The organism is Nocardia sp. NPDC051981, assembly GCF_040680715.1.
In the GTDB taxonomy this organism is placed as follows: domain Bacteria; phylum Actinomycetota; class Actinomycetes; order Mycobacteriales; family Mycobacteriaceae; genus Nocardia.
The window spans coordinates 60,484-87,319 of sequence record NZ_JBFAXK010000027.1; the positions used below are offsets into that span (position 1 = coordinate 60,484).

Annotated in this window: 30 protein-coding genes and 1 tRNA gene (1 of these 31 cut by a window edge); 3 read left to right on the forward strand and 28 right to left on the reverse strand. The window is 67.1% G+C overall.

From position 1 onward, the window contains the following. Positions 1–5,318, reverse strand: the 5' end (the start) of a protein-coding gene (locus tag AB0L60_RS33980; protein WP_364622692.1) for a type I polyketide synthase. 8,506 nt of this gene lie to the left of the window's left edge; 5,318 of the gene's 13,824 nt are visible here — the first part of the coding sequence; the start codon lies at positions 5,316–5,318; its stop codon lies beyond the left edge, outside the window. 947 nt (positions 5,319–6,265) lie between these two features. Between AB0L60_RS33980 and AB0L60_RS33985 the strand changes: the two genes are divergently transcribed. After that, a tRNA-Pro gene (locus AB0L60_RS33985) sits at positions 6,266–6,339 on the forward strand. A 43-nt stretch (positions 6,340–6,382) separates the two neighbouring features. Here AB0L60_RS33985 and AB0L60_RS33990 read toward each other — a convergent pair. The 23 genes from AB0L60_RS33990 to AB0L60_RS34100 form a co-directional block, all read right to left on the reverse strand. Continuing rightward, positions 6,383–7,654 carry a tyrosine-type recombinase/integrase gene (locus tag AB0L60_RS33990; RefSeq protein ID WP_364622696.1) on the reverse strand — a complete coding sequence of 424 codons (1,272 nt, stop codon included), beginning with the start codon at positions 7,652–7,654 and terminating at the stop codon, positions 6,383–6,385. After that, a complete protein-coding gene (locus tag AB0L60_RS33995) occupies positions 7,654–7,884 on the reverse strand; it encodes a helix-turn-helix domain-containing protein (RefSeq protein WP_364622699.1) in 231 nt (76 codons plus the stop codon). The genes AB0L60_RS33990 and AB0L60_RS33995 overlap by 1 nt, the downstream gene beginning before the upstream one ends. Then, complete coding sequence (locus tag AB0L60_RS34000) at positions 7,881–8,837, reverse strand: helix-turn-helix domain-containing protein (protein WP_364622702.1); 957 nt, start codon at positions 8,835–8,837, stop codon at positions 7,881–7,883. The genes AB0L60_RS33995 and AB0L60_RS34000 overlap by 4 nt, the downstream gene beginning before the upstream one ends. Before the next feature lie 176 nt (positions 8,838–9,013). Further along, the gene (locus AB0L60_RS34005; protein WP_364622705.1) at positions 9,014–9,430 is read right to left on the reverse strand and encodes a hypothetical protein; all 417 of its coding nucleotides are present in this window, start codon (positions 9,428–9,430) and stop codon (positions 9,014–9,016) included. Positions 9,431–9,471: 41 nt separating this feature from the next. Further along, complete coding sequence (locus tag AB0L60_RS34010; RefSeq protein WP_364622708.1) at positions 9,472–10,470, reverse strand: toprim domain-containing protein; 999 nt, start codon at positions 10,468–10,470, stop codon at positions 9,472–9,474. A gap of 6 nt (positions 10,471–10,476) precedes the next feature. After that, a complete protein-coding gene (locus tag AB0L60_RS34015) occupies positions 10,477–10,848 on the reverse strand; it encodes a hypothetical protein (RefSeq protein ID WP_364622711.1) in 372 nt (123 codons plus the stop codon). A gap of 3 nt (positions 10,849–10,851) precedes the next feature. After that, positions 10,852–11,244, reverse strand: a complete 393-nt coding sequence (locus tag AB0L60_RS34020) for a hypothetical protein (RefSeq protein ID WP_364622714.1) — start codon at positions 11,242–11,244, stop codon at positions 10,852–10,854. A 2-nt stretch (positions 11,245–11,246) separates the two neighbouring features. Then, on the reverse strand, positions 11,247–12,776 hold the full coding sequence (locus AB0L60_RS34025) for a hypothetical protein (RefSeq protein ID WP_364622717.1): 1,530 nt from the start codon (positions 12,774–12,776) through the stop codon (positions 11,247–11,249). Between the two features lie 36 nt (positions 12,777–12,812). Continuing rightward, a complete protein-coding gene (locus AB0L60_RS34030; protein WP_364622719.1) occupies positions 12,813–13,415 on the reverse strand; it encodes a hypothetical protein in 603 nt (200 codons plus the stop codon). A 38-nt stretch (positions 13,416–13,453) separates the two neighbouring features. Continuing rightward, positions 13,454–13,948, reverse strand: a complete 495-nt coding sequence (locus AB0L60_RS34035) for a hypothetical protein (protein WP_364622723.1) — start codon at positions 13,946–13,948, stop codon at positions 13,454–13,456. A 41-nt stretch (positions 13,949–13,989) separates the two neighbouring features. Next, on the reverse strand, positions 13,990–15,999 hold the full coding sequence (locus AB0L60_RS34040; RefSeq protein ID WP_364622725.1) for a hypothetical protein: 2,010 nt from the start codon (positions 15,997–15,999) through the stop codon (positions 13,990–13,992). Then, positions 15,996–17,066 (reverse strand): hypothetical protein, encoded by a 1,071-nt coding sequence (locus AB0L60_RS34045; RefSeq protein ID WP_364622728.1) that lies wholly within the window; start codon positions 17,064–17,066, stop codon positions 15,996–15,998. The genes AB0L60_RS34040 and AB0L60_RS34045 overlap by 4 nt, the downstream gene beginning before the upstream one ends. Further along, entirely contained in the window at positions 17,063–17,890 is an 828-nt protein-coding gene (locus tag AB0L60_RS34050) for a hypothetical protein (protein WP_364622730.1), read from the reverse strand. The genes AB0L60_RS34045 and AB0L60_RS34050 overlap by 4 nt, the downstream gene beginning before the upstream one ends. A gap of 131 nt (positions 17,891–18,021) precedes the next feature. Further along, a complete protein-coding gene (locus tag AB0L60_RS34055) occupies positions 18,022–18,426 on the reverse strand; it encodes a hypothetical protein (RefSeq protein ID WP_364622733.1) in 405 nt (134 codons plus the stop codon). Next, positions 18,423–18,818 carry a hypothetical protein gene (locus tag AB0L60_RS34060; RefSeq protein ID WP_364622736.1) on the reverse strand — a complete coding sequence of 132 codons (396 nt, stop codon included), beginning with the start codon at positions 18,816–18,818 and terminating at the stop codon, positions 18,423–18,425. The genes AB0L60_RS34055 and AB0L60_RS34060 overlap by 4 nt, the downstream gene beginning before the upstream one ends. Further along, positions 18,815–19,657, reverse strand: coding sequence for a hypothetical protein (locus AB0L60_RS34065; protein ID WP_364622739.1), 843 nt, complete (start codon positions 19,655–19,657; stop codon positions 18,815–18,817). Before AB0L60_RS34065 ends, AB0L60_RS34060 begins: the two co-directional genes overlap by 4 nt. A gap of 3 nt (positions 19,658–19,660) precedes the next feature. After that, entirely contained in the window at positions 19,661–20,338 is a 678-nt protein-coding gene (locus AB0L60_RS34070; RefSeq protein WP_364622742.1) for a helix-turn-helix domain-containing protein, read from the reverse strand. Beyond that, the gene (locus AB0L60_RS34075) at positions 20,335–20,679 is read right to left on the reverse strand and encodes a hypothetical protein (RefSeq protein ID WP_364622745.1); all 345 of its coding nucleotides are present in this window, start codon (positions 20,677–20,679) and stop codon (positions 20,335–20,337) included. The genes AB0L60_RS34070 and AB0L60_RS34075 overlap by 4 nt, the downstream gene beginning before the upstream one ends. Continuing rightward, on the reverse strand, positions 20,676–20,969 hold the full coding sequence (locus AB0L60_RS34080) for a hypothetical protein (protein ID WP_364622748.1): 294 nt from the start codon (positions 20,967–20,969) through the stop codon (positions 20,676–20,678). The genes AB0L60_RS34075 and AB0L60_RS34080 overlap by 4 nt, the downstream gene beginning before the upstream one ends. Beyond that, positions 20,966–21,124: a hypothetical protein gene (locus AB0L60_RS34085; protein ID WP_364622750.1), complete on the reverse strand. Its 159-nt coding sequence runs from the start codon at positions 21,122–21,124 to the stop codon at positions 20,966–20,968. The genes AB0L60_RS34080 and AB0L60_RS34085 overlap by 4 nt, the downstream gene beginning before the upstream one ends. Continuing rightward, on the reverse strand, positions 21,121–21,582 hold the full coding sequence (locus tag AB0L60_RS34090) for a hypothetical protein (protein ID WP_364622753.1): 462 nt from the start codon (positions 21,580–21,582) through the stop codon (positions 21,121–21,123). The genes AB0L60_RS34085 and AB0L60_RS34090 overlap by 4 nt, the downstream gene beginning before the upstream one ends. Continuing rightward, complete coding sequence (locus AB0L60_RS34095; RefSeq protein WP_364622755.1) at positions 21,579–21,839, reverse strand: hypothetical protein; 261 nt, start codon at positions 21,837–21,839, stop codon at positions 21,579–21,581. Before AB0L60_RS34095 ends, AB0L60_RS34090 begins: the two co-directional genes overlap by 4 nt. Continuing rightward, on the reverse strand, positions 21,839–22,072 hold the full coding sequence (locus AB0L60_RS34100; protein WP_354843918.1) for a helix-turn-helix domain-containing protein: 234 nt from the start codon (positions 22,070–22,072) through the stop codon (positions 21,839–21,841). The genes AB0L60_RS34095 and AB0L60_RS34100 overlap by 1 nt, the downstream gene beginning before the upstream one ends. Before the next feature lie 193 nt (positions 22,073–22,265). Between AB0L60_RS34100 and AB0L60_RS34105 the strand changes: the two genes are divergently transcribed. Then, positions 22,266–22,976 (forward strand): creatininase family protein, encoded by a 711-nt coding sequence (locus AB0L60_RS34105; RefSeq protein ID WP_364622759.1) that lies wholly within the window; start codon positions 22,266–22,268, stop codon positions 22,974–22,976. On the opposite strand, the gene AB0L60_RS34110 is transcribed toward AB0L60_RS34105, so the two are convergent. Both AB0L60_RS34110 and AB0L60_RS34115 read right to left on the reverse strand, forming a co-directional pair. Continuing rightward, a complete protein-coding gene (locus AB0L60_RS34110; protein ID WP_364622762.1) occupies positions 22,958–24,250 on the reverse strand; it encodes a hypothetical protein in 1,293 nt (430 codons plus the stop codon). The two genes, AB0L60_RS34105 and AB0L60_RS34110, sit on opposite strands and share 19 nt — an antisense overlap. Before the next feature lie 662 nt (positions 24,251–24,912). Next, positions 24,913–25,215, reverse strand: a complete 303-nt coding sequence (locus AB0L60_RS34115) for a hypothetical protein (RefSeq protein WP_364622765.1) — start codon at positions 25,213–25,215, stop codon at positions 24,913–24,915. Positions 25,216–25,553: 338 nt separating this feature from the next. Between AB0L60_RS34115 and AB0L60_RS34120 the strand changes: the two genes are divergently transcribed. Then, positions 25,554–25,709 carry a hypothetical protein gene (locus tag AB0L60_RS34120; protein WP_364622768.1) on the forward strand — a complete coding sequence of 52 codons (156 nt, stop codon included), beginning with the start codon at positions 25,554–25,556 and terminating at the stop codon, positions 25,707–25,709. Positions 25,710–25,825: 116 nt separating this feature from the next. On the opposite strand, the gene AB0L60_RS34125 is transcribed toward AB0L60_RS34120, so the two are convergent. Beyond that, entirely contained in the window at positions 25,826–26,494 is a 669-nt protein-coding gene (locus tag AB0L60_RS34125) for a hypothetical protein (RefSeq protein WP_364622771.1), read from the reverse strand. A 27-nt stretch (positions 26,495–26,521) separates the two neighbouring features. Beyond that, the gene (locus tag AB0L60_RS34130) at positions 26,522–26,716 is read right to left on the reverse strand and encodes a hypothetical protein (RefSeq protein WP_364622774.1); all 195 of its coding nucleotides are present in this window, start codon (positions 26,714–26,716) and stop codon (positions 26,522–26,524) included. Positions 26,717–26,836 lie beyond the last annotated feature (120 nt).

The following is a 26,836-nucleotide window of genomic DNA, read 5'->3' on the forward strand; positions in this document are numbered from 1 at the left end:
GCCAGCATCGGCTCCATTCGATGCGAGTGGAAGGCGTGGCTGACCCGCAGCCGGGACGTCTTCGCGCCGCGCTCGGCGAAACGGGCCTCGATCTCGGCAACGGCGTCCTCGTCACCCGAGACCACCAGGGCCTGCGGCGCATTCACGGCGGCGACCGAGACGCGGCCCGGATAGGCGGCGACGACCTCGTTCACCTCGGATTCGGGCGCCCCGACAGCCAGCATCGCACCACCCTCGGGCAGCGCGCCCATGAGACGGCCGCGCGCCGCCACCAATCGGCAGGCGTCCTCGAGCGACCACAGACTCGCGACGTACGCGGCCGCGATCTCGCCGATCGAATGACCGATCAGCACATCCGGGGTGACGCCGAACGACTCCAGCAGGCGGTACAGGGCCACCTCGAAGGCGAACAGGGCGGGCTGGGTGAACTCGGTGCGATTCAGGACCGCTTTACCGCCATCGGCGGAACCGTTGAACATGACGTCCCGGAGCGAGCACTCCAGCAACGGATCGAACTGGGCGCACACCGAATCCAGGGCTTCGGCGAACACCGGGAATGCCTCGTACAGCCCGGCTCCCATGCCGATCCGCTGTGCGCCCTGCCCGGTGAACAGGAAGGCCGTCGTCCCTGTACCGATCGCGCCCGTGACGACACCGGCGCCGGTCCCCGATTCGGCGAGATTCGCCAACTGCCCGAGCAACTCCGCGCGATCGCGACCGAGGATCACCGCGCGTGAATCCAGCTGCGCCCGCGAATTCGCCAGCGCCTCGGCCGCATCCGCGATGTCGATGTCGGGCCGCTCGGACAGCCAGGCACCCAATCGGGCGGCCTGCGCGCGCAGACCCGCCTCGCCCTTACCCGACACCAGCACTGGGATGGGCGGTGCCACGCTGTCCGGCTGTGTCTCCGCACTGTCACTCTCGGCAGGCGCCGCCGGTGCGGCGCTGCCCGGCTGCGCCTTCGCAGTGCCGCCCGCGGCAACCGGTGCGGCAGGCGCTTCCTCGAGGATCACGTGCGCATTGGTGCCGCTGATCCCGAAGGACGACACACCCGCCCGGCGCACCCGATCGCCCGCGGTCCACGGTTCGGCGGCGGTCAGCAGGCGTACCGCGCCCGCGGCCCAATCCACGTGCGGCGACGGCATTTCGGCGTGCAGCGTCCGCGGCAGGCGCTCGTGCCGCAGCGCCTGCACCATCTTGATCACGCCGGCCACACCGGCGGCGGCCACCGCATGGCCGATATTCGATTTCAACGAGCCGATCCGCAGCGGTTCCCGCTCGTCACGATCCTGGCCGTAGGCCGCGATCAACGCCTGGGCCTCGATCGGATCGCCCAGGGCGGTGCCGGTTCCGTGCGCCTCCACGGCGTCCACGTCGACCGCGGTGATGCCCGCATTGGCGAGGGCCTGGGCGATCACTCGCTGCTGGGACGGACCGTTCGGCGCGGTCAGGCCATTGCTCGCGCCGTCCTGGTTCACGGCACTACCGCGGACCACGGCCAGGACATGGTGGCCGAGTCGCTGCGCGTCCGAGAGTCGCTCGAGGACGAGCACACCCGAGCCCTCCGACCACGCCACACCATCGGCGGCCGCCGAGAAGGCCTTGCATCGGCCGTCCGGCGACAGGCCGCGCTGGCGGGCGAAGTCCACGTACAGGTACGGGCTGGCCGCGACGGTCACGCCACCGGCTAGCACCAGCGAGCTGTCGCCCTGGCGCAGCGCCTGGCAGGCCAGATGCAAGGCCACCAGCGAGGACGAGCACGCCGTATCCACCGTCACCGCCGGGCCCTCCAGGCCGAACGCGTACGCGACGCGGCCGGAGATGACGCTGTGCGAGGTGCCGGTCAGACGGAAGCCCTCCAGGTCACCGGTCACCCGGCCGGCGTATCCGGACGAGCAGGCGCCGGCGAAGACACCGGTGTCGCTGCCCCGCAACGACACCGGGTCGATGCCCGCGTCTTCTAGTGCTTCCCAGGAGGTTTCGAGCAACAGCCGCTGCTGCGGGTCCATCGCCAAGGCTTCGCGCGGGCTGATGCCGAAGAATCCGGGATCGAAATCGCCTGCGCTGCCGAGGAATCCGCCGTGGCGGGTGTAGACCTTCCCGGGCTTGTCGGGGTCGGGGTCGAACAGCCGATCAAGGTCCCAGCCGCGATCCTCGGGGAATTCACCGATCGCGTCGCGGCCCGCCGCGAGCAGGTCCCACAGGTCCTCGGCGGAACGCACACCGCCGGGGAATCGGGCGGCCATGCCGACGATCGCGATCGGTTCGTCCGTATTCGCGCGCCGCGAGACCCGGCGCTCGCCCCGATCGGTCCCGGTGACCCGGGCCTGCAGTAGCGCCGCCACCGCAGTCGCGGTCGGGTGGTCGAAGATGAGCGACGACGGCAGGGGCACACCGGTGGCGCGGGTCAGGCGGTTCTGCAACTCCACGCCGCTGACGGAGTCGAAGCCGAACTCGGTGAAGGGCAGGTCGGGGTGGATGGATCGGGCCGACTCGTGGCCGAGGATGGCGGCGGCCTGCTCACGGACCAGGTCGAGAACGACGGCGCCGCGCTGATATTCGGGGGTCGCCTGCAGTGTGCGTGCCAGCGGGCTGTCATCCCACGCCTGCTCACCGCCCTCGGGCGTGCGGTCTTCGGGGACCTCGACGATGTCGGTCGGGCCACCGGAAATGGCCGGCGCGCCGGCCCAGAAGTTGCGACGCTGGAACGCGTACGGCGGCAAGTCGATCCGCTCCCCGCCGGAGACCAGCGCACGCGGATCCACCTGCACGCCCGCGCAGTACGCCTGTGCCAGCGACGCCAGGAAGCGGTCCGGGCCGCCCTCGCCACGCCGCAACGAGCCGACAACGGCGACGCTCTCGGCCGCGCCGGCGGCCTCGGCGGTCACGCCGATGCCCATCATGAGCACCGGATGTGGACTCGACTCGATGAATCCGTTGATGCCGTCGGCGATCAGCGCCGTGACGGCATCGGCGAATCGGACCGGTTCCCGCAGGGATCGATACCAGTATTCGGCGCTCAGTTCCGCGGTATCCAGCCGGTCGGCGGAAACCGTGGAGAAGAACGACACCGACCCGGATCGCGGGCGGATGGGCGCCAGTTCGGCGAGCAGGCGATCACGCAGCCGCTCGACCGCCTTCGAATGCGACGCGTAATCCACCGGAATCGGGCGGGCCCACACGCCGTCGCGGGCGCAGGCGGCGAGGAAGTCCTCCATCGCGGTGACATCGCCGGCGATCACGGTCTGCGCCGGACCGTTCACGGCCGCGAGCGAGAGCCGATCCCCGTACGCCGCCAACCGTTCCCGGACCGCATCCGCGCCGAGTCCGATCGAGGCCATACCGCCCTGACCGGCCAGTTCCTCGGCGACCGCCCGCGATCGGAGCGCGACCACACGCGCCGCATCGGACAGCGAGAGTCCGCCGGCGATATAGGCGGCGGCGATCTCGCCCTGGGAGTGGCCGATCACCACGTCCGGCTCCACGCCGGCCGCTCGCCACATCCGGGCCAGGGAGACCATCACCGCGAACAGCACCGGCTGCACCACGTCCACGCGATCCAGCGGGGGCGCGCCGGCCTCGCGGCGCAGTACCGCGGTCAGCGACCAGTCCACGTACGGCGCAAGCGCCGCTTCACATTCCGCGATCGATTCCGCGAACGCACCACCCGCGTCCAGCAGGCCCAGCGCCATACCCTCCCACTGGCTGCCCTGCCCCGGGAAGACGAACGCGATGCGACGCTGCTCGGCCCGCCCGGTGGCGGGCTCGATCGCCACGGCGGGCGCGGTCGGGTCGGCCAGGGCCGCCAAACCGGCCAGCAGCTCGGAGCGATCCCGGCCGACAACGCTTCCGCGCCACTCCATCTGGGCGCGCGTGGTCAGCAGTGAGTACGCCACATCGACCGCGGTCGAATCGGGATGGCGGAGCAGCCACTCCCGCAACCGGGCCGCCTGCGCACGCACACCGGCCTCGCTACGGGACGACACCACCCACGGCACCGCACCGGCCTCACCGGCGGCTGCGGCGGACCCGATGGCGGGCGCCGCCTCCACGATCACGTGGGCATTCGATCCACCCATGCCGAACGACGACACGGCCGCCCTGCGCACATCGGTCACGGGCCAGTCCTCGGTGCCCGTCACCACCCGTAAACCCAGGTCCGCGAGCGGAATTCGCGGATTCGGCGTCTCGAAGTTCAGGCTGGCCACCAGTTCCTGATGGCTCAGGCAGAGCACCGTCTTGATCAGGCCCGCGATACCGGAAGCACCTTCCAGATGCCCGATATTCGTCTTGACCGATCCGACGGCCAACGGGGCGTCCTGCGCCCGGCCTACACCGTAGGTCTCGCCGAGCGCGGCGGCCTCCACCGGATCACCGGCGGGTGTGCCGGTGCCGTGCAATTCGACGTACTGCACCGACGGCGCCTCGACGCCCGCCGCGGTCAGGGCATCGCGAATCGCCGCGGCCTGCGCATCCCGGCTCGGGGCGCTCAGCACTCGGCGTTCATTGCCGGTGTTGATCGCGCTGCCACGAATGACGCCATGAATACGGTCACCGTCCGCGATTGCCTGCGCGAGGGGCTTCAGCAGCACCATGCCGCCGCCCTCGCCACGCACGAACCCGTCGGCGCGCGCATCGAAGGTGTAGCAGGCGCCGAGCACCGACTGCGCGCCGAACTGCTCGATCCGCTCACCGCTCGTCGGCGACAGAATCAGGTTCAGACCACCGGCCAGGGCCACATCGCTCTCGCCGCTGCGCAGGCTCTCACAGGCCAGATGCACCGCGACCAGCGATGATGCCTGGGCGCTGTCGACCACGATGCTCGGGCCGCTGAAACCGAAATAGTTCGAGATGCGGTTGGCGATAATGCCGCGCCCGACACCCCACAGCGAGTGGCGGCTGACCCCCGGGCCGCCCCGCGAGGCCAGAATTTCGGCGAAATCGCTTCCGGTGCAGCCTAGGAACACACCGCAGCGCCGAGCCTCGCGCGCCGTGGCGGCCAGGCCGGCATCCTCGAGCGCCTCCCAGCTCAGCTCCAGCGCCAGCAACTGCTGCGGATCGAGTGCCCGCGCCTCATTCGGCGAGACCCCGAAGAAATCCGCGTCGAACTCCCCTGCGGTGCTGACGAATCCGGCTCGCTCGGTAATACTCCCCCGGCTCTCGGGAGCCGCGCCGATCGCGGCGCGCCCCTCCGTGAGCAACTGCCAAAAACTATCGAGATCGGCCGCCCCCGGCATCCTGCAAGACATACCCACGATAGCGACGGCAAACGCCGATCCGGTCACCTCTGCAAATCCTTCCTCATGGCACGCACCCACTTCGCGCCCTCATCCACCGCCGAACAGTCGAAGACGACCGCGGCCAACAAGTTCCGTTCTTCTACCCTGGCCAACCCGTGGCCAAACACCATCGCACCGAGCGCTCAGCGTCCGGATCCCGTCGACAGCAAAGCGACGACACAGATGATTCCTCTTTCGACACAACGGATTTCGATGCGACAGCGACCTAGAGAAGAGCCCGCATGATATGGGGTGCTTCCACAGGGACCCTGGCCGAGGAGATGTTTCAGACCAGGTCAACTGACCCAGCTGTGCCGCCAGGATCAGTGCAAAAAAAATTGATCAGCAACGAATGCTGAAGACTGCCACGCTACGTGGCCATGCCAACCCAATGAGGCATGTGTACCAGGGGTTTTCGAGCGGCGGGGGTCATCGTACTGAACAGTAGTTCGAACGATCTTGACTTGTCAATCGTCCAATTGCCCCCGAAACCACCGGCAGCACAGCCGAGGCAATCCACCCCACGCGACCCCGAGAGCGGCGATGAAAACCGCACCCTTTTGCACTTTATTACCCTGCGGCACAAACGATTTCGAACATATGTCGAAAATATTGCCGTCCCATGACCGCCGCCGCAGGCACGCGGGTCCCGGCCGACACATCGAGCACCCATGCCGCACCCCTCCGGCACATGGAACCGCCGTCGTTCGCCAAGGCATCCGACCACCTCGCCGGCGAACGATCGCGCGCCACACCGAAGCCTCGGATCACTCTCGGCTCGGTATGCCCGCCCGACACCGAGACCATCCAGGACGACGGGACCACGCGGTGCGCGCAACCCGAGCACCAGGAGCCCAACCCGGTGACCACTCGACCCCCGGTCACGTCCGTCCCACCACCCCCACCACACGCCAAGTACCAGCCGATTTGGATGTTGAGGGGGGTCCTGGGGTAATCTCATCGAGCACGAGCGAGAGCGAATGCAACGGGCTGTGGCGCAGCTTGGTAGCGCACTTGACTGGGGGTCAAGTGGTCGCAGGTTCAAATCCTGTCAGCCCGACAGGCAAAAAGCCCCTCTGACCTTGGTCAGAGGGGCTTGTGCTTTATTTCACAATCCTGAGATGGTGGCCATTCGGTGGCCGTTGGGGCGCTGCCAGGTGCAGTGAGAGCAGATTTCCGGCCTGCTGCAGCGCCGCAGTGTTCGGGTGGAGATAGAGCTGGGTGACGCGGGGGTCGGAATGGCCGGCGATCTTCTGTAATAAATGGCCGCTCACGCCAGCGTCGGCGAACCAGGTCAGCCCGGTGTGCCGAAGACTGTGCCGCCGGAGATGTTCGTAACCGAGCTCGGCCACCACTTCGTCCCAATGCGTTGCGCGCCGCAAAACGGTGATCTGAATACGACCACCACGCGGTCCGATGAACAACCGAGCATTCCGGTACGCCTTGGCACGGGTGGTTACGTCGGCATCCTTCATCGCGGGGTCTGCGTCAACGCGCGCCCGTGCCCGAGCGATTGCCCTGACCACAATGGGACGAAGCTCCTCGATGATCGGAATGATCCGAGCACGTTTGCCTTTCGTACCTTTGTCCTTCAATCCACCTGGGCCCGGCGTCGTTTGCCGGCGCAAAGTCCATATCCATTCCTCGGTGTCGACGTCTCCGACGCGGCAGCCGGCCACCTCACCGATACGGGCCGCGGTGCAGGCCTCGTAGATGACGACTTCGCCCCAGACCTCGTACCGATCCGATGACGCGGCGACCAGGGCGTCGGCCAGTTCGGTGAGTGTCTGCCAGTCCGGCAGCGCGAGCGCGCGGGGATTGTTCAGCTCATCCTCGTGCCGCTCGTACTGCCGTTGCCATCCGGGAACTTCCACCCTGTTGCGATCGATCACCTCGTCGCGCACGGCCTGGTCCATGATCCGCCCGAGAGCGGCCAGGGTGTTCTTGATCGTGGACCTGCCATTGCCCTCGGTGATCCACATGCCGACCGCGCGATCGGCGACACCGGCCGTGATCATCGTGATCGGCAGATGCCCGAGAGTCGGAACGATGCGCCGGCGCCACCCCGCCCGGTATGGGTCGAGAGTTTTGGGCTCTACGCCGCGCATCGCGAGGTCCCAGTTCGCATCCCCATAGTCCTTCAGGGTCGCTGTGGCCATCTTCGGATCGACACCGCGCGCTGCGGCGTCCTGGATCCCTTCGATCCACGCTTCGGCGTCGGCACGGTTCTCGAAGGCTTGCGACTTGCTGTCTCGCTTCCCCGTAGCCGGATCCGTCCACCGGACCCGTGCCAGGAATGGCCTGGCGCGCTTCCGTTCCTCGATGCTGCCGCGGATCTGCACGCCCAGCGGGATCCGGCTCACCGCGTCGGCCATTAGGCCACCGCCGGATCGATGCGCTTGCGCATCAGATAGGCGATGACGTCGGCGCCGCTGTACCGGGTGACGCGGCCGGAGATCTGGACGAATGGCGGGCCTTGCGGTGGCCGAGCCGTTCGCCACCGTCGAAGGCTCGACGGGTCGACCTTCAACAACGAAGCGACCTCCTCGGTTGTGTACCAGCCGGATTCGAGAATCTCGTCCGGAGACCATTCAATACCGGTCATGACGCGGTTTCCTCCCCATTTGCGCGGGTCTGGATCAACCGCAACCCCGACAGGGTGTCGCGGATGGTGTCGCTGCCGCCGTAGCGTGCGACGACTCGCGCGACAGTGGAGTGATGGACACCGATTTCGTCTGCGATCTCACGTGTGGAACGGCCTGCGGCGTGCAGCGCCAGGATGCGCTCGTCGCGTGTGATCGGATCGTCGCTGTCGCGGGTTGTCGCAGGACTGTCGCCTGGTGTCGCGCCCGTCGCGTCGGGCTGTCGCAGCGTCGCATCCTGGTGTCGCACAGGCAATTCCGACCCGAGGACACCACCAGCGAACACTTCAGCGCTGTCATGGGGGCTTACCGCGTTGACGGATGCGGCAGACGGTTCGCCTGCCTCCGCGGCCGGAACTCCGCCGGGTACCGGGGGCGCGGGAACATCGACCACAATCGGAGGAGTGGGTGCGGCATCGCTGCCGGTGGCGGAGGAGCTGGATTCGGAGAGCAGGGCGAAGCCGCAGGCGACCATCAGCCCGTCCAGCACCAGAGGGCCGACGGCGGAGCCGACGGTGCCGTACTCCCAGCTTTGCAGGACGTCGTGAACGTGGCCGTAGGAGATGAGTGCCGAGCCGGCGGCGACGGTGCCGACGCCGCCGTAGCGGGCCAGTGACCATGCCAGGCCAACCTTCCAACGTACGCGTGAGAGCGCTTCGACGGCCAGCAACAGCGTGACTGGCCATACGGCGGAACCGATTTGCGGCCACACTCCCGGCGACCAGCCGTGCGGCTTGGATGCGGCGGGCAACCAGGTGTGCAGCCAGTTCATCACGATCGACAGCACCGACCCGAAGATGAATCCGGCCCATGCGACGACCTTGCCACCGCGGTCTGTCGCATCGGTGTCGCGTGTGCGACGGCTATCGTGCGGCTGCTGCGACATGGTGTCGCGGTTGTCGCGGGTGGTGGTCATGATCGCCTCCTCGCGGAAGGTCGTGAGCGCCTCGTCCGGCTCTGGGCGGGGCGCGGATGGGGTAGTGTCGCGTTCGTGCTGGCCGGTTGCTGGTGGTGCGACAGTGTCGACGCGGGGCGCGCCGTGGGGCGCAACGGCATTGGTGCGCCCCACGATCGAACCGGCGTCGTTGCCGGTCACCTGCCACCGCCATTCGCGAGTACGGCGGGGGTGTACTTGGCGGTGTAGAGGCGGGCTTTCTCGTTGTCGGGGTCGGGTCCGGTGTAGGTCACCGACAACGTCGCGCCGACATCGAAACTGGTCGCGCCGGCGGAGTTCATCGCCTGCCCGATGGCCTGTTCCATGCGGCTGGTCGGGTACAGGTTCTTTGCCCCGGTGGGGGTTTCGAGGGTGATGAACAGCTGCATGACGGTGTTGCCGTACTCGTCGGTGTCGATCTCACCCGGGGCGCCGCCGTACTTGAGCTTGGGCTGCTCGCCGATGGAGTGGATCCGCCCGTAGACGGTGGTGCCGGGGGTGCTGTTCTTGCCGAACGCGGACGGGATCTTGTTGGCGGCGTTGGTGAATCGCTGGCCGAAGTTGGTGCCGGACATGGCGGGGTTTCTCCTTTGTGGTGTATCTGCGATAGGTGGGTTCAGCGGCTGCGGGTGGTGTGTCGCTGTTGGGTTCGGGGTTGGCGGTAGTGGCGGTCGAGGTAGGGCACCATTTCGAGGTCGGCGAGGTCGTGGCCGGCGTCGACGTGGTCGGATAGGTCCTTGCCTGCGGCGGCTTGGAGCACGCGGACTTCCCCGACGTGGCCGTGGAGGGTGTCGGCGACCTTGGCGGCGTGCAGGTAGCCGGGACGGTCGCGGTCGGCGACCACGATCACCCGCCCGGCGCCGTGGAGCCATCGGGCGTGTTCGGCGGTCCAGGAGCCGGTGCCCATGGCGTTGCAGGTGGCGATCTGTCCGGCCTCGATCGCCCGCGTGACGTCCTTCTCGCCCTCGCATACGTAGATCTCGCGCCCGCTTGCGATGCCGTCGAGGACTTCGGGTAGCCGGTACGGGATGGGCGCGAATCCGGTGGGTTCCCAGTCGGTTCCGTTCCAGTGGGCTTGGGTGAACGACTTCTTGTCCCCGTACTCGTGCGGGGTGGTTCTGCGGGTGACCGCGCCTTCGACGTGCCCATCGGCGCGGCGGTAGATGTAGGTGCACACGTTCTCCGTCGGCCCGATCGCTTCTCCGAGATCGGGTTTGGACGGGACCGGCAACCGCGCGTAGTCGATCGCCTTGTCCACCAACGACACCCGCTGCTGATGCGCCCGCGCGGCACCCGACGATGGGCGCCGCTGCCCATGCTGCTCACCCTGACGCGGGCCGCGTTCGGGTAGCCGGTCCCACATGTCCCGTACGCGGAGTCCGACGCGGTCGAGGACTTCTTTGTCGTCGCAGTGGGCGAAGCATCGGACGATGGTTTTGCCCTGGGTGGCGTCGTAGCGGACTCCGAGGGAGGGGGTGTGGGGTTGTCCGTCGGCCTCGTGGACCGGGCACAGGAACACTGTCCACCGTGCCCGGTCCCGGCCCGGACCCATGGCGGCGGTCAGGGCAGCGGTGATCAGCTGCCATGAACGCCCCTGAGCCGGATCATGATCCATAACCGATCAGCGCTCCCGCTGGCCCCGGCCGCGCGGACGTACCCGGTGCGGCTCGGTCAACTCGCGGGCCTGATAGAGGCTGCGACGCTGCACCTCGTCCAGGCCGAAGTCGTCGTAGCCCTTGGCCCGGTTGAACTCGATGTTGTCGATGAACCGGTCCATCGTGTCGGGGGCATCGCGCCAATCGGCGTAGGCGTCCGACAGATACCGCCACTGATCGGCGTGCGGGCCGGCGTTCCATCGGTCGTCGATCTGGCGGGTCTTGGTGTAAACTTCGTTGATCTGGTCTTCGGTGACGTCGGGCTGGTAGGCGGAGTGCTGCAGCGCGGTCCGTTCCCGGAAGTCCGACCGCATGGCTTCCTCGTGCTCGGCTTCCATGGCTCACCGCCCCCACTGCATCGGCTGACGCTGGACCGGCGGCTTCAATGCCTGCATGGCGCAGCGTTCTTCGCGGGCGATGTTGTGGGCCTGGTCCAGGCTGCGGGACTGGATGTCGGTGAGCCCGTGGTCTGCGTACATGCCCGGGTTGGCGCGCACGTCGGCGACCAGCTTGGCCATCGCTTCGGGCTGATCGCGCCAGTCGGTGTAGGCCGCGTGCAGGAACGCCCATTCCTGGGCGTGCGGACCCGACAGCCACCGCTGGTCGAATTCGCCGACACGGCGGTAGATTTCGTCGGCTTGGTCGTCGGTGAGCCCGGGTGCTAGAGCGGTCAGGCTGATCCCGATGCGTTCGGAGAAATCCGAGCGCATCGCTTCTTCGTGTTCGCGGTGCATGATCAGCGCTCCCGCTGCAGGGGCGGACGCGGCTGGCTGGCACCGTTGGCCGGCGGGACGGTCGAATCGGTGCCCTGCTGCTCGCGGGCGATCCGCTCGCTGCTGCCGTAGCGGTCCTGCTGCGGGGTCGCGTGGGCGAGCTTGCGCACCGCCTCGTCACGCTCCCCGCGGTAGCGGTCGCGTTCAGCGGTGGCGGTGTCACGCGCGGTGCGGGCCTCGCGCAGCTCCTGAGTGGTGCGCAGCTGGGTGTTCTTCAACCCCTCCAGCTCCGCCCGGACCGCGTCGATCTGGTTCTTGTGCTTGTCACGGTCGGCGGTGACCGCGTCCAGGCCGCGCTGCAACAGCAGTACCCGACGCTCCAGATCCTCCGAACTTGCTGCGGCGGAACTGTTCTCCCGGGTTCTGTCCTGGTCGGGAGGCTGGGTCTGCTCCCGGGTGGTCACGCGCTGCCACTCGCTGGTGCTGTGGCCGACCTCGACCTGATTGCCCTCGGCGATGTAGAACGGGTGCCGGCGCCCGGTCTCGCGCGCCCGCACACTCAACGTGGTCCCGGCCTTCCACTCGTTGTGGTGCACCACATCCCGCGTCCACGCGGCGGCCTCGGCCTCGGACGGGTGATAGGCGCGCATCAAGTGCTGGGCGCCGTCAGGGGAGCTGGAGCCCACGGTGACCTGGCAGCGGAAGTTGGTTTCGGCGTTGGCGAACTCCCACCGAATCTCCTCCACGCTCATTCCCGCCTTGGTGGCCAGCTCGGCGGCCCACCGCCGCGACAGGCCCGCGCGGGCGTTCGGTGTGCCGTGCGCCTGGTCCCGCAGCCACGTGTACTGGGCGTGGCGGATCGCCTGCACCGCGTTCGTGCGCGCCAGATCGCGATCCAGCACCGCCTCCTGCTCGACCGACGACAACGACTGCGGCCCCACCGATTCCCCGCGCCCGCGGTCCTGGGTCTGTGTGTCGGTCCGGGCCGTGGGCTGGTGCAGGGTCATCGATTCCACCTGCTGATCGAGTTCGCGGGTGCGGGCGGTGACCCACTGTTCGGACTCGATGGCAGCGGCGCGGGCCTCGCGCATCTGCTCGGCGTCCATCACCGGGAACACGGCCTCGAAGCTCGGATTCATCTGGTAGGGGTGGCGGCCGGCGCGGTCCAGTGCCATCACCACCTGCCCGCGGTGCTCGATCCGCAGCGGCGAGGTGCCCAAGCTCTCCTCGATCCGCAGCCGCATCGCGTCCAGACGCTCCACATCGGAGGCGGCGTCGCGGTTGGTGTAGAACGGGTCGCACTCGCGCCGGAACTGGGCCATCACGTGTTCGGTGCGGTAGTCGGCGACCCGTTTGGTGTACCAAGCGCCGGTGACCTTCTCGGCCTTGACCTGGGCCATGATGTGCTCGCCCAGCTCGCGACGCTGCTTGCGAGTCAACCGGCCCGTGGCGCCGTCGTGGCTGCGCAGGGTCCGCAGCCACTGCCCGGCCACGGTCAGCACGTCACGGAAGGTGCGGCCGGTGTCGCGGGCGATCTCATCGATTTCAGACATGAGGGTAGGGATTCCTTTCGGTAACAGAGGTTTTCGTCACTCGGGCTGCTCGGCGGTCGCCGTGCAGGTGGTGGTCAGATCCTGGATTTCGGTGTCGGTGGGCTCGTCGAAACCGTGCACGGCGGTGTAGGCGGCCTGCCAGCGCAGCCGGTCCAGCCGCGACAGGGATCGACCGGCACCGGCGTTGCGGCGGTCGAATTCACTGCGCAACGCGTCGAGATGACCGGCCCACCGGGTTCGTACGGCGTAATCGCCTTGGCCGGTCTGCGGATCGATGCCGAATCCACCGGCGAAACCGGCCCGGGCGTAGAGGATTTCGGTGATCAACTGCGGCAACGTCAACGCGGTCAGCTCGCTGTCGACACTGGTGAGCAGGTCGTGGCAGAACTTCGACCGCTTGTCGCGCTCGGTCTTGTCGCGACGCGCGCGCCGCTGTTCGTTCTGATGCGCCAGCAGAGCCTTGGTGGCGTCCAGGGCGATGCGCTCATCAGGAGTCATCTGCCACCGCGTGATGGCCTCGGCCACACGGGTATCGAGATCCCACTCGTCGACCGCGATGATCGTCGCGATGACAGCGACCCCGGCGGCGATGCCAGCGGCGGCACCGAGACCGATCACCCGGGAGGTGTTGATGGACATGGTGTTTCCTTTCCTTTTGGGGGTTGTGATGTGGGTGGTCAGTGGGTGTTGCGCTGGGCGCGGGCGGCGCGGTGTTCGGTGAAAGCGGCCAACGCCAGCGCCAGCGACGGGCGCCGCGCGGCGTTCCAGCTCAGATAAGCGATCCAGCCCAGCCCGTAGACGACGACGGGGACACCGACCTCGGCGGGCTGTCCCCACGCCGCTACCGCAGCGAGACCGACCACAACGAAGGAAACCGCCGCGCTCGCACGCCAGATCTGGCCCCGCGTATGCGGTTTCGCTGGCGCCGGTGCGGGTTCGCCGGTTTCCACGGGCGCGGCCGCGGTGGCCTGCTCCGGCGTGGTGAGCGGCGGGACCAGCCGCAGGGTCGGTGTGGCCGGTGGACGCTGGTCGGCGTCATCGGCGGTATCGGATAGGAATTTGGCGATCTCGTCTGCGAGGCGGTCGGCTTGGTCGGCGATCTCGTCGCGACCGAAGCTCTTGCGGGGCTGTTCATCGTCGTGGTCGTCGGCATGGTCGCGGAAGATGCGCATAGTGGTTGTGCTCCAATCAGATTCGTGTCGAAGAAAAGGTGTTAAGCGGTGGCCGGCGTCGGATCGTCGCCGGTGCGCAGGGCCGGGGCGGGTGAGGTGCCGGGCAGGCGGGATTGTTCGGCCTTGTTCAGTGGCACGACACGGCCGAAGCGGGCGTGGCCGCGTTTGAAGAACACGAAGTCACCGGTGTCGAACTGGCGAACCCGGTCAGGGTCGACCAGCCACTTCTCACCGACCGACACCTGGCCCTCGTCGCCGTGGCGCTGGCCCTTGATCAGGTGCCGAGACGGCAGCATGACCGGGATGGATCCGGCGTGTTTGCACAGATCGCCCGCGTTTTCCAGGTAGCCGAGGATCACTCCTCCGGCGCAGGTTTTGAGGAGTCGTCCCAGCGACCAGGCGTCGGGGGCCACCGATTCGGGGGACTGGCCGCAGAAGACCATGGCGATCTTCTGGGAGCGGCCGCGCTCGGCGATGTCCTCGACCCCGATCGATCCCTTCTTCGTGGTCAGCGCGGAGAGTTCGTCGATGAACAGGATCACGCTGCGCCGCAGGTCTTTCGCGGTCCGCCCGGCCCGTTCGAGCAGCAGCTGCAGGGTGGTGGCGACCTGGGCGCGGGCGGCGTCCTTGTCCAGGGCGGGCACGGTCATGAACAGCACGTCGAGGTCGTTGATGTCGTGGCCGCCGTCGAACACCATGCGCCCGCTGGTGTCCTTGAGGTTCTCGAACAGGTTGGTGCACTTGATCAGCGCGTCATCGAGCTGCGGCACCTTCTCGGCCTGCATCGCATCGATCTGACGCACCACATCGGGAGCGTTGTTCCAGATCTCCTTGAGCTTGGTCTCCTGCAAACGCTCCAACAGCTCGATGTGATTGCGCGGCTTACCCACCGGCGCATCCACCACCAGCGACGCGATGCGAGTCTGCATGCTCTCAAAATGCTGACCCTCAGCGGTGGTGGCCTCCGCGGACGCCGCCAAAAGAGCACCGACCATGGCCCGCAACTCCCGCGCCGGCGTGTTCTCCCAGATATCGAGGGTGTCCATCTCCGGGATCACCAGCGCGATCCGCTTCGGGTCGACGCCCTGGGCGAGCATCGATTCGCGCAGGCTCAACCCAAGTTCACGGTCGTCCTCGCCGCCCTTGCACGAGATCATCACCAGCAGCGGCCGCGCATGCTTGCCCGCCATCCCCGGCACCCCGGTCCACTTCTGCCAGGCCCGCCACTCGAAATCGAACAAGGCGGCGGCATACCGCTCCATCAGCACGGTCTTGCCGCTACCGGTCGTGCCGAACATGGCCTGCTGCTTACGGGCATCGGCGTGCGGGATAGCCAGCCACGGTTCGTGACGCTTCGACAACGACCGCCACACCCCCGGCGCCTTGTGGCTGGTGGTGTCGGCGAGGGTGCCGAGCACGATGTCGTGCCCACGGTGCAGGGGCGCACCACTTTTCGCCGCGCGGGCCGCAGCCTGCTGCCGGCGAGCCGTCAGCGAGTCCCGGACACGCGTGGTGCTGCGCAGCGACTTCAACCCAACGGTCTCGGTCTTGATCAGGAAATGCGCCCACCACAGCGACGCCACCACCATCGTCGACGGCAGACCCAGGACCAGCATCATCGACAACCCACCCAGCTGCCCGTGAGCGAGGTGTTCGGCGCCGTCCCACAACAAGCTCAACGGCGTCGACCACGACCCGCCCGCCAGCACCGACGTCAGCGGCAACGCCCACGCAGCGGCAGCAAAGTTCCGCAGCCGGTGCGGCTCAACGGGTTTGATCGCAGCCACGGCCACGATCAGCACGAGCATCGCGGCCAGCACCGCCCCGCACACCAGCGCGGTCTCCGCGGTCGCGCCGGCGTGGGACAGGCCGTGATCGGACCAGTGGGTGAGAGGGTCGGTCACGTCCCGAACGACGGTCGGGGTTCCGGGCGGCGCCTCGGCAGTGATCGGCGGAATGGTCGTCGCTGGCGCGTCAGCCGGGCCCGGCGCGGTGGCGAGGGGGCCGCAGTCGGTGGGGGTGATCAGTGGGGTGCAGTCGGTGGGGCTCATGATGCTTCCTTGGAGATTTCGAAGATGGTGTGGCGCTGGCGTTTTGCCTCGCGCGCCGATCGGCGGGCGGCCAGGAATGCCTTCCACTGCTTGTCGAAGTCCTGGATCTGCAGATCCAGCGGCAGCGAGGCGAGCTCGGCCGGAAGCCGCCCCGCAGCGGCCTCCACGTTGTTGAGGACCGCGTCGGACCGGCACAGGTAGAGCAGGCCGACCATGGTGTAGGGGTGGGCGTCACGGGCAGCGCGGATCGCGCCCTGCAACGCGGTGTCCATGTGCGCCTTGTCCTTGACGCTGAGCTCGACTTCGAGTGCCCACCAGCCGTAGTTGCCGCCCACCACGCCCAGGAACCGGCCGTCATGCAGGTGCGGGCGCCCCGGCAGCGGGTCGATGCCGGTGGAGAACTCCAACACTGCTGTGCCACGCCGCTTCTCAGCAGCGATACGGACGGCGGTGGTGGCTTCGCGACGCAGAGCGCGTTCGGAGATGAACGCGGCCGGGTCGTTGCCGACCAGCATGATCCGGGCCTGGGCGACCGCGCGGTAGTGCTCGGCGTACATCAGCGGCGGGGACCAGGCCGCCGGCCGCCACCCCAGATAACGGGCCTCGACCCGCGGCGGCGCGAACACCCACGCCCGCCCGCGCTGCACCTTCTCCAGCTCGCACAACAAGCCCTTGGCGATCAGCTCCCGCACGATCGCATACGCGCTGGACTCCAAGACGTTCAAATATTGGGCGAGGACATCGACCTGCATGCCGCGCATGTCCGAGACCGCGCGCAGTACCTCGGACTGGCGTTCGGTGATCGTCGCGCGCCGCGTCGGCGGCAGGATCCGCCCCAGCGATCCTGCGGGCACCCCGAGCTCGGCGGCGATCTCCTTGGCACGGAAACCACTCGCCCGCAACGCTTGTCCTTCGCCCAGGACGGTTTCAACCTGACGCAGACTGACCCCGAGCAAGGTGCGGATCTGGGTATAGGTCAGCCCAGCATCACGCAGGCCGCCGATGATCCGGGGCCGGTAGCGGCGCTCCAACCCGGCATACCGGGTGTTGTCTTTGTTGTGGTTCATCGGGTTCGCTCCAATCCCCTGCCCCGTCCGCGCTGACGGCGCGCCGCGATATCGACGCGGGCCTGGGCAGCGAGTGCGCCCATCGCTTCGACCTCGCCGCGCGAATACGGTTTCCGGGCAGCTGATTCGGCCGCAGTCGCGCCGGTGGGGTCGGTGTGCGGCGTGGCGCGGTGGTGGGCTCGGTCTCGTTCGACCAGGCGGGTGTTGATTCCGAGCCGGTCGGCGATCTCGTCGTTGGTCAGCCCCTGGCGGACCAGCTCGTCGACGTGTTCTCGGCGTTCTTCGCGCGCGGACGCCGGTGTCCAGCGCGCCTTTTCGGGGCAGCTGTTGGGGTCATCGATCGCGGTTTCGTCCCACTCCATCGGCAGCGCCCACCCACGCCGCTCCCCCAACGCGCGCGCCTGAGCCGACGGACCAGGCACCAACTGCAGGCGGTCGAACAGCTCCTTGACGGCCCGCTCCCGATCCGCGGCGATGTCGTGGGTGAACCGGCCGGTCTTGTCGGCGCGGTTGCCCATCAGTGACCGGATGGTGCGGCTCCGCTCGCCGACGCCCAACTCCCGCGCCAGCTGCGCCGCCGGATACCCCGACGCCACCAGCGCCTGGAACCGGCGCCGCGCACCCAGGATCGGGACCAGCGCGGTGCCGGTGGTGACCTCGGCGGCACGCTCGGGCACCTCGACCGCCAACACGGCCTGTTCCAGCCACGCGGCGACCTGCTTGTCCGGGCCGGCCGCCATGATCTGGCTCAGCCCGGACTGACTGACACCGGCCAGCTTGGCCAGCTGGTTCGGCTTCACCCCGGCCGCGCGCATCGCTTCCATATGGGCCCGCACCGCATCAGCCGCAACCCTGGGATTCCAGCGCCCGTAGGCGATCTCACGGCTGCGGAACGCGGCATAGTGCCTTGCGCACAACCCGCGGCCCTGAGCCTCACCGGTCCCGCAACCGCAACTCACCGCGATCGCCTCCGATCACGCCCATCAGCCGAACCGCTGATCTGACGGCGGGCTGCCAGCTTGGTGCGGGCCGCCTCGATCAGCTCCCGCATGTCGGCCGCGTCGATCCCTCGCCGTTCGCACGCGTCTGCCGAGCGCACCCAGCGAGCGATGCGCAGCGACTCCAGCTGCGCCGGTGAGCATTCGCGCTTGGGTTTCGCCTGGGCCTCGTCGTACAGGTACGCCTGCACCTGCCCGAAACGACGGCTGGTACCCAGCACCTGGGCCTGCGCCTCGTCACCCGGGCGCCGATTGTTCTGCGCCAGTTGACGTTCGGTCCGCAGATGCTGCGGAGCCATCCGCCACGGGAATGTCGGAATGCCGTACTGGCGGCCCTCGGGATCATGGAATCGGGTACTCACCGCGACCGCCGCCGATCACGTTCCACCGGCTCAGCAGACTGGTGGCGCGCCGCCAGTTCCGTGCGGGCCTTCACGATCAGCGCACGCATGTCCGGGTCGTTCGCGTAGGCCCGTTCGATCGCGGCGCGGGATTCGGTGACAGACTCGCTGCCCCATCGCGCCTCGCGGTAGGCATCCCCGGCGGCGAGAAACTCGGCCAGGACGGGTTTGTGAACCGCCTGCCAGTGGTCACGTTTGGCATCCTCGGCAGCGCAGTCTCGGTAGCCCTTGCGCTGCGCCATGTCGCAGGCGGCGTTGACGATGTCGGACAGGACGGCGGCCACCGTGTCCAGACGGTCGCGTTCAGCATGCAAAGCAGCGAGTTCCGCAGATTCCCTTCGCTGCGCGGTCATCTCGGCTCCGGGAAGTTCTCGGAGGTGAATCCCCCCTTGGGGCGCTGCAGCTTGGTGACCGCGCGTCCACGACGCCACAAGTTCCAGGCGGTGACGATCAGCCCGATCTGCTCGCGGTCGCTGATACGCAGCCGGTTGACGCGGATGGAATCGAGACGGTCGCGCAGCGCGAGGATCGGGGAATCAGCGGCCAGGCCGGCGCCGCTGTCCCACAGCCGCACGAACTCCGCCGCGGCGGCCGCATCGATCTCCGACAGGCGCATCGCGACCGCACACGCCACCGCCGGACGAGCCTTCAACCGCTTCGCGACCACGGTGAACCGGTCGGCGATCGTGACCAGTTCCGGGTAGGCGGTGGCGAATTCGACCACCCGCGTGGTGGACACACCGGCGCCGCGCACGATGTCGCCGAAGAGGTTGCCCTCCATCCACACCATGTAGACCCGCAGCGCGGCCGCGACCATCGACGTGTTGTGGCTGGTGATCCCGGTGATGGTGAGCTGGTCGCTGGGGGTGCGTTTGGCGCCCTGGTCCATGGTGACCTGGCTGTCCGGGGACAGGCCGCGCACGATCAGCAGCGGGAACCGCATGCCGGTGGTGCGGGCAATGGCCTGCAGGCGGTGCTGGCCATCCAGCAGTTCCCCGTCGGGACCGAACTTGATCGCTTCACCGTTGAAACGCCAACGGCCCGAGACCATGTCGTCGTAGTACTGCTGCACCCGCGCCTGCCGGATCGGCCGGTTATTCGGATTACGTTCGAGCCAACGACGCGCCAGGGCGCTGTCGACATCCATGACCTGGCTGGTCACGGGAGTGTGATCGGGGTCGACCAGATGCATGGGTTATCCCTCCTCGGGACGGTCAGAGAAATCGGAGAGCCGGTCGATGACCTGGTTCAGGGCGTCGCGGGCGCGCAGCAGATCAGCCAGGAACCGGTGCGAGAGCTGCCCGGCGTGCCGGTCGAACCGGTCGTCACCGGTGAGGCGGACCAGCGTGTTCGTCTTGGTCAGCAGCTCCCCGCGCGCGGTGTCGAACGTATCGGTGATCGGACGCCGCCGGCGCGACGACGCTGCTGACTCACCGGTTTCGGTGGGGCTCGACTCGACGCCGTCGGCGGTAATCGGCTGGCGGTCAATGGGTTTCGGCTGGTAGGTCCGGCCGTCCAAACCGACCACCGAGTCAGGTGATTCATTTGAATCACTCGACGACAGCTCCCGAGACACCGTCGGCTGGCTCAAACCGGTCGCAGCCGCGATGGCGCGGGTGCTCATGCCGATGTCGCGCAGGGAGGCCACGACTTCGGCGCGGTCCTCGCGCGGGATACGCAACTGCGCGCCGTCGAACTCCGCGGCACAGTAGGCGTCCCAGCTGTCGTAGCCGAGCACCGTCCAGACCTGACCGGTATAGGCGTGCCGAACCAGCTCCCACACCTGCGCCACCCGGGCACGGATGTTGTCGGTGAGCTCGCGCACGGCCTCCTCGGTCAGCGGCTGGTGCTCGGTCGTCGTCTCGACGCTCATCGTGACCGCCTCCGATCCGGCGCCACGGACACATGCGCGGCAGTGGAATCCAGCTCCCGCAGCCACGGCCGCACGCTCACCTGCGGCGTGACAGCGCGGACCTCACGGTCGACGGGTGCGAGGTGCTGGGCGCGGCCCTGGCCGACCCGGTCGAGCACCGCGGCCGGTGTCAACCGCTCATGCGGGGCCGACAACGAGTGCAGCTGCTCCCGGTCCAGGGCATCGTCCAGCGCGGTCGACAGCTCGGCGACGCGGGCATCCCGCTCAGACAAGGTGCGGCGCAGACGTTCGTTCTCGGCCTCCAGCACCGCTTTCGGCCCGAACAAGGCAGTCCAGTTCATCGCGCCACCCCCGGCGGGGTCGGCGCGACCGTGGCGGCGTGCACGCAGTCGATCCGCGAAACCTCGTCCGCGCGGCACACATTCGGCGAAACCTCCCGCGTGCCGCCCTGACCGAGCATTACCCCGACCACCACGCCGGCGCCGAACACCACAGCGACCCCGGCCAACACCAGCCGCCACCGCAACGACGCCACGTACGCGTCCGGATCTATCAGGCCGGCGGGGTCGTAATCGCGTCCCGACAGCGCCGGCATCCCGGAATGGGAGCGGGCGAAATCCAGAGGATTCATCGCCGCCACCCCCTCCGCGACGACCGTACGAACCAGCGCAACCCGAACACGATCACGCCCGCACCGATCAGCACGCTCATCACGAACTGCGGCGCGATCAGCAGTCCGACACCCAGGACGACCAGAGCAAATAGGAAAATGTCGAAGCGGGTCATGAACGTTGCTCCTGCCCGACTTCGCGGCGCAAAGACAGATGCCTGAGATCCGCACTTACCTCGCCCAGGTCCCGCACAACCATCGACATGTCGTCGCGGGCCTCGACCAGCCACGACGCGACCTCCTCGGTCGCGGCCACCGCACGGGTGACGTTGGCGCGGTCACGGTCATCGGCCAGCGCGGGGTTCTCGGTGAGCCGCTGCGCCCAATAGGACAGCTGACCCAGCACCTGATCCGCGGAACGCATGCCGGCGACGAAGTTCCCGACCGCCACCGACACGTCGGCCGGATCAGTGAGCGCCTCTGCGGTGCTGTAGCGGGTGGCGTGGGCCAGATACCGCCACAACTCGGCCACCGCCATCGACGCGGCGACCACCGACTCCCCGGTGTGCGGGCCCTCCAGTGGGAACAGCGCATGCACCATGTCAGTGCGATCGATCTTCCGCAACCCGCTCACGACGCCACCGCCTCGCCATCGGGCTCGACTGTCGGAATCTCATGCACCGCATCGTGTTCGACAAGCACACCGGGCAGAGCCTCCAACAACGCGCGGGCGTGCTCGATATGCAGCGCCAGGTAGCCGGACGTGCCTTTCAGCGACACGTACACGTAGGCGGGGATCTCCAGGCCAGCGTCCGCGGTGTGCGCGGTCTGGTACCGAACCTCGATGCCTTCCACGGCGTAGCCGGGAGACGAAACCGAGACGTACGACATCAGGCCACCCCCTGGCCATTGACCGGGGTGGCGAGTGCCAGCAGCTCCTCGCGGTCGACGCGGATGATCTTCGGGCCGAATCGGTAGCCGGTCAGGAGACCGTTGCTGATCCAGTTGCGAACCGTGCGTTCGGTGACGCTAACGGTCTTCGCGGCCTCCTGGATGGTCACCAGTGGCGCGCCCCCAGGCGTCGGCTTGATGGGGACTTTCAGGGAACTTCTCGAACGGGTCACTGCCTCGGCTCCTTCGGTACCAACGAGCGAAAACTGTTGGTATTCAGGAGAACTCGGGGGCGATGTCTTGAATCAGTGCGCAAGGTGAGGCGCGCGGCGCGCAGGGGGGCGCACGCACCCTACGTCCGTGCGCCCCCTGCGCGCCCCCATTGGATCGGCGATCCGAACAAGGGGGAACACGTATGTTGGTCAGGTGAGGGATCTGCTAACGACCGCAACGTCCGAAGATGTCCGGAACCTTGAAAGGCACATCGCCGTGCTGCCTATCGGCAGCCTTGAGCAGCACGGCCGATTCCACCCTTTGACCACAGATACGGTCATCGCCTGCGCTATCGCACAGCGCATCGCCGATGACTACGGTCTCTTTCTGCTCCCACCGATCACCTTCTCCTGTTCGCATGAGCACGCAGCCTTCGCCGGGACGGTCAGCATCAGTCCTTCGACGCTTATCGCCGTGATCGAGGACATTTTCAGCTCGCTACGCACATCCGGCATCCGCAAGATCGTGATCGTGAACGGGCACGGCGGGAACTATGTGCTTCAGAACGTCGTCCAGCAGGTCAACGCCAGCGGACCACAGATGACCTTATTCCCCGGCCGGAGCGACTGGGACGGCGCGCGCACCGACGCCGGGATGCAGACGAGCGGCCACGAAGACATGCATGCAGGCGAGCTGGAGACTTCGATCCTGCTCCATACGGCACCTCATCTGCTTCGCCCTGGCTACGAGACAGCGGATTGGCGTGCAGATGAGCGACAGTTCCTCCTTGTGGGAGGGATGCAGGAATACACCGACACTGGCGTAATCGGTTTCCCATCGCTAGGCACGGCCGACAAGGGAGGGAAGACCTTGAGTTCGCTTTCAGGGGCGTTCAAGAAGCATCTTCAGCGTTTGGTCGACTGAGCGGACAATAGATCGACTGCGGCAGACTCGAACTCGCGAAGAGCCTCATTCCGCACAGGCCGTACCCGTTTCGATAGCTCGCGAAGAACTCCGATGGCACGTGCCGACGGGGCGCAGCGAATCAAGCTTGCGGCCTTCATCCCGGTTTGGGCCGCCAGCTCGAATTCGTTGGCGTCGATGTACGCAGACGCGAGCCTGGCCGCGCAGAGCCCCTGATCGCGACGCTGCGACTTCGGCCATTCGTCAAGCCCCATCGTGTAGGTCTCGATGGCACGGTACGGCTCACCAAGCCTCGCCCAGCTGTGCGCTGCTTCCATCTCGATGTAGGAAGGCGTGCAGTACAACGCCAGTGGGCTTGGGTCATCAATGGCCAGAACCTGCTCCATCGCTCGATCCAGCGCCTTGCGGCATTCGTCCGCCTCCCCGGTCATTGCATAGGCATTCGCCTGTTGACGCAGCGCCACCGCGCGCAGCTCCGGAGTGATTTCGTCCCATCCACGAAGTGCGGCATTGGCCAAACCCAATCCTTGTGGTGCATAGCCGTTCTCAGTGGCGATGTTGCTTCGCCGCTGAAGGATGTACGACATGAGATGCGGGTCGCCGATTTCCTCGGCGTAGTCCATCGCGTTCATCGTCCAATGTCGCGCGCACTTCAGGTCACCCGAGTCTTGGTACAGCCACCCGGCGAATTCACAGAACCGAGCACCCACTTCCAACAGCTCCGAACGCATCTCGCCGCGGGCCTTGCCACACAAGTCCTGAACCAGCTGGAGCTCGCTCTGGAGAGTTCCAAGTACGTAGCGAGGGCCGGTAAGTGCGTCCATACGGGCCCGCGCGTCCAACATCTCCTTGAGATGATCGACATACTCCGAATCGACGGTTTCGAAGGGCAATGCGATGAGGTCCGCCGGCGGCGCCGAGGGCTTGACTTCGTCCTCAAGCTTCCCCGACGGCTCGTCGAGATAGCCGATATCAGCGGCCGAGAGAGGACGGCGGGCTTCGATACTAAGCACGCTGAGCATCACGTCCAGACTTCGCTGGCTCGGCCGGTTCACGCCGTCGATGTACCGGCCGACATTGGTGTGCTTTGGATGCACAGGACGGCCGCCATCCTGCTCGCTGTACTGCCGCATCCTGTTGGCAAGCCCTTTGGGTCGAAGCCCCACCTCGGCCATCACGGCAGCCAACCGCTCGTTCTTTTGCCCCGCAGCAGATACGCCTAGACCTGCCGCCGAATCTCCTGTCGCCCAGGAGCGAATATCGCTGTCCTGCATAGGATTTCTCCAGGATTCCTGGCGTTTCCACCCGTTTCAGGCATCGTATCGCAGTAGGCCGACAGTCGTGCGTGACCGCGACCGGAGACCCTCAAGAAGTCCTGCGCGATGTGCTGGAGGTGGAATCCGCTGCAGGACAGTCGGTTCCCTCAACCACCGCGCCCAGGCACCTATGCATTGGAATGACGAACCAACCCACCGGTCCCTGGCGGGTCGTCGCGGACAAGCGGGTGCCTCGGAAGTTAAGCGGGGTGGCCAACCTCCAACGCGGAGCAGGTTCGAATCCTGCCGAGGGCACACCTTGACCTGCACATTTGCACACAGGCGCGCCTCAATGCCAGATACGTGCCAGTTCCACGTGTTCGACGGCCGCAGAACTGGACATTCCGGCACAAGGCGGAGCAGTTCCGTGCCAATGGCGGACATTCGCGTGTCCGCAGCAACGCCCAGCCATCGCCCGCCGTCAAACCAACCATGAACGACGAACGGAGCCAGCGCCTTCGGCGGGCAGGACTCGACCCGACCGACCCCGTGCACCGGTGGCGATTCCATCAGATCCGGATCCTGATCATCACCACCATGCCGGGCGGACTTCGGTGCGGACGGCGATGGCCGGCGCCACCCGGTCGGCATCGGTAGCGCCGTGATGCCTTTCGGCGCGTTCAATACCGGTCGGCCAGATCCTCGTCATCGGCCGCGCGTACGTCCTCGGCGAGGCGCCGCAACCGCGCAACCACGGTCTCGGTCGCCGCGCCGGTCCGATAGACGCCGTCGCACACCGCGACGACACCGCCGAGCATCGGCAAGGCGAGCAGCGCGAGCACCTCGTCAACCTCGTCCAGGCCCGGCGGCGGGTCGACCGCCGGGCGGACCGCGCGCAGCACGTCGCGCCTGTCGAACATCTCGGTCGGATCGACCTCGGCGAGGACGTCGAGGACCGCGGTGAGCAGGTGGTCAGATGTCATCGTTGACACCGTCCCGGCCGTCGAACGCCAACGGGCTACACCCCGGGCCGAGTTCCGGCTGATACACATGCGCCCCGCACTGGCCGAGGTGTGGACGAGATGACCGCGGGAGCATCCCGCGAGGCGACACGCGGTCCATCCGAGGACCGACCGGCTCGCCGCAAGTACGTGGCGTTCTGGGCCCGAGCAGAAAATCGGCGTCGGCAGAACCCACCCACGCGCAGTCTGCACCAGCTCGTCGTTCTCGATGGCGTAGCCGTCCGGGTGCAGATACCAGACACTCCGGTTATTCGAACCCATGTGCGAATGATAGCCGAGCGGTCGCTTATGATCTGCGCGTGTCGGACGATCAGAAAATGTGCCAGATCTGCGGCGAGCGCCCGGTCGGCGAGGGCTACATGTCGATGATGTGTCCGGAGTGCCGGGCACGGATCGAGGAGCAGAACCGCACGCGGCCGTACCCGTTGCTGCCTCCGCCAGAGGACATTATCTAGCGCGCTGACGTAACGCCCTGGCCGGTTCGGTCAGCGCGGTATGCGGCAATGTAGTGTGTTTCCCGGAAGCGTTCCGTCGCGCGTGACGAGGACCCATTCGTCCATCTACAGGCTCTTTAGACCAGCTTGCCATCATTCGGCGGCTCGGTGATCTCATATCCAAGACGCCGCAACACCTTGACCGCCACCTCTGGGTGGTTCCGTACCGCGGCCCGCAACTGGATCTCCTGGAACTCCTGACGCGACTTCTCAAGAACCTCCTCCCAGCCGCTGCGCCCCTTCGCCAGCTTCTCAACGATCAGAAATTCGATGACATCTTCAAGCGTCGGCCGGAATCGGCGGCCACCCACTGGTAGATGCAGCTTGAGGAGCGGCTTGTCACGGCCGGCGAGGGCACCATCCCAGTCGACGGAAGAGGCTTTGACCTGCACGTGGGCTTCCGGGTAGCCGTGCTCCTTGTTCCGCTCGTAGTCGTAGTGGAGCAGTTCGCGCTCACCGCAGGCGTCGGCGGCGAGCATCATCACCGATGATCTGACCATCAGAAATTCGCGTGATTCATCGGGCTGCAGGTTGATCTGCACGCCGACATAGAGCGTGGGGTTCTCGTTTCCAATCCGGACGGGCACGCAGTTCATGCGAGGGTCATCCGGGTCATTGATCTTGCCGGCGAGACTGATCTGGGCTTGGCCGCCATCGTCGATCTGTGTGACGAGGCGAGCGTTGTTGCAGATCGTGCCGTTGAGCAATGTATTCATGTGGGCCGTGAACTGCTTCGCTTCGGGCACGAACCTGAACCTGGCCAACCCGAACCCCTATGACTTGTAGTAGCCGCCTATCCGGCCCCATGCGAGACGGTGCCGCATGGTCGGGTAGTCGCGGGTGCGGGCCATGTCGGCCAGCTCATCGAAGCTACACCCGAGGTTTGCCAGAATCCCCTCTATCATGTCCTTGACCTGGGTTTCGCTGAGCTTTACGACTTCTACTTCCGGTTCCAGTGTGGCGGTCATCACGTGTCCCTCCTGGTGGTAGCCGCAGTCTAGGGTGCCCATATGACAAGGGAGTCTCGTTCCGGCGGGCCCATCCGTATCGTTACGTTTGGCCGCAATTGGAACCTTCGGTGTCACGCC

Excerpts from the sequence above, each read along its gene's own strand:
- AB0L60_RS34040 (WP_364622725.1), bottom strand. The coding sequence starts at position 15,999 with ATGAGCCCCACCGACTGCACCCCACTGATCACCCCCACCGACTGCGGC.
- AB0L60_RS34085 (WP_364622750.1), bottom strand. The coding sequence starts at position 21,124 with ATGACCCGCTTCGACATTTTCCTATTTGCTCTGGTCGTCCTGGGTGTC.
- AB0L60_RS34050 (WP_364622730.1), bottom strand. The coding sequence starts at position 17,890 with ATGGAAGCGATGCGCGCGGCCGGGGTGAAGCCGAACCAGCTGGCCAAG.
- AB0L60_RS34000 (WP_364622702.1), bottom strand. The coding sequence starts at position 8,837 with ATGACCACCACCCGCGACAACCGCGACACCATGTCGCAGCAGCCGCAC.
- AB0L60_RS34095 (WP_364622755.1), bottom strand. The coding sequence starts at position 21,839 with ATGTCGTACGTCTCGGTTTCGTCTCCCGGCTACGCCGTGGAAGGCATC.
- AB0L60_RS33995 (WP_364622699.1), bottom strand. The coding sequence starts at position 7,884 with ATGACCGGTATTGAATGGTCTCCGGACGAGATTCTCGAATCCGGCTGG.
- AB0L60_RS34010 (WP_364622708.1), bottom strand. The coding sequence starts at position 10,470 with ATGGATCATGATCCGGCTCAGGGGCGTTCATGGCAGCTGATCACCGCT.
- AB0L60_RS34060 (WP_364622736.1), bottom strand. The coding sequence starts at position 18,818 with ATGACCGCGCAGCGAAGGGAATCTGCGGAACTCGCTGCTTTGCATGCT.
- AB0L60_RS34005 (WP_364622705.1), bottom strand. The coding sequence starts at position 9,430 with ATGTCCGGCACCAACTTCGGCCAGCGATTCACCAACGCCGCCAACAAG.
- AB0L60_RS34110 (WP_364622762.1), bottom strand. The coding sequence starts at position 24,250 with ATGCAGGACAGCGATATTCGCTCCTGGGCGACAGGAGATTCGGCGGCA.
- AB0L60_RS33990 (WP_364622696.1), bottom strand. The coding sequence starts at position 7,654 with ATGGCCGACGCGGTGAGCCGGATCCCGCTGGGCGTGCAGATCCGCGGC.
- AB0L60_RS34045 (WP_364622728.1), bottom strand. The coding sequence starts at position 17,066 with ATGAACCACAACAAAGACAACACCCGGTATGCCGGGTTGGAGCGCCGC.
- AB0L60_RS34075 (WP_364622745.1), bottom strand. The coding sequence starts at position 20,679 with ATGAACTGGACTGCCTTGTTCGGGCCGAAAGCGGTGCTGGAGGCCGAG.
- AB0L60_RS34030 (WP_364622719.1), bottom strand. The coding sequence starts at position 13,415 with ATGTCCATCAACACCTCCCGGGTGATCGGTCTCGGTGCCGCCGCTGGC.
- AB0L60_RS34020 (WP_364622714.1), bottom strand. The coding sequence starts at position 11,244 with ATGCACCGCGAACACGAAGAAGCGATGCGCTCGGATTTCTCCGAACGC.
- AB0L60_RS34130 (WP_364622774.1), bottom strand. The coding sequence starts at position 26,716 with ATGACCGCCACACTGGAACCGGAAGTAGAAGTCGTAAAGCTCAGCGAA.
- AB0L60_RS34015 (WP_364622711.1), bottom strand. The coding sequence starts at position 10,848 with ATGGAAGCCGAGCACGAGGAAGCCATGCGGTCGGACTTCCGGGAACGG.
- AB0L60_RS34025 (WP_364622717.1), bottom strand. The coding sequence starts at position 12,776 with ATGTCTGAAATCGATGAGATCGCCCGCGACACCGGCCGCACCTTCCGT.
- AB0L60_RS34035 (WP_364622723.1), bottom strand. The coding sequence starts at position 13,948 with ATGCGCATCTTCCGCGACCATGCCGACGACCACGACGATGAACAGCCC.
- AB0L60_RS34115 (WP_364622765.1), bottom strand. The coding sequence starts at position 25,215 with ATGACATCTGACCACCTGCTCACCGCGGTCCTCGACGTCCTCGCCGAG.
- AB0L60_RS34080 (WP_364622748.1), bottom strand. The coding sequence starts at position 20,969 with ATGAATCCTCTGGATTTCGCCCGCTCCCATTCCGGGATGCCGGCGCTG.
- AB0L60_RS34065 (WP_364622739.1), bottom strand. The coding sequence starts at position 19,657 with ATGCATCTGGTCGACCCCGATCACACTCCCGTGACCAGCCAGGTCATG.
- AB0L60_RS34070 (WP_364622742.1), bottom strand. The coding sequence starts at position 20,338 with ATGAGCGTCGAGACGACGACCGAGCACCAGCCGCTGACCGAGGAGGCC.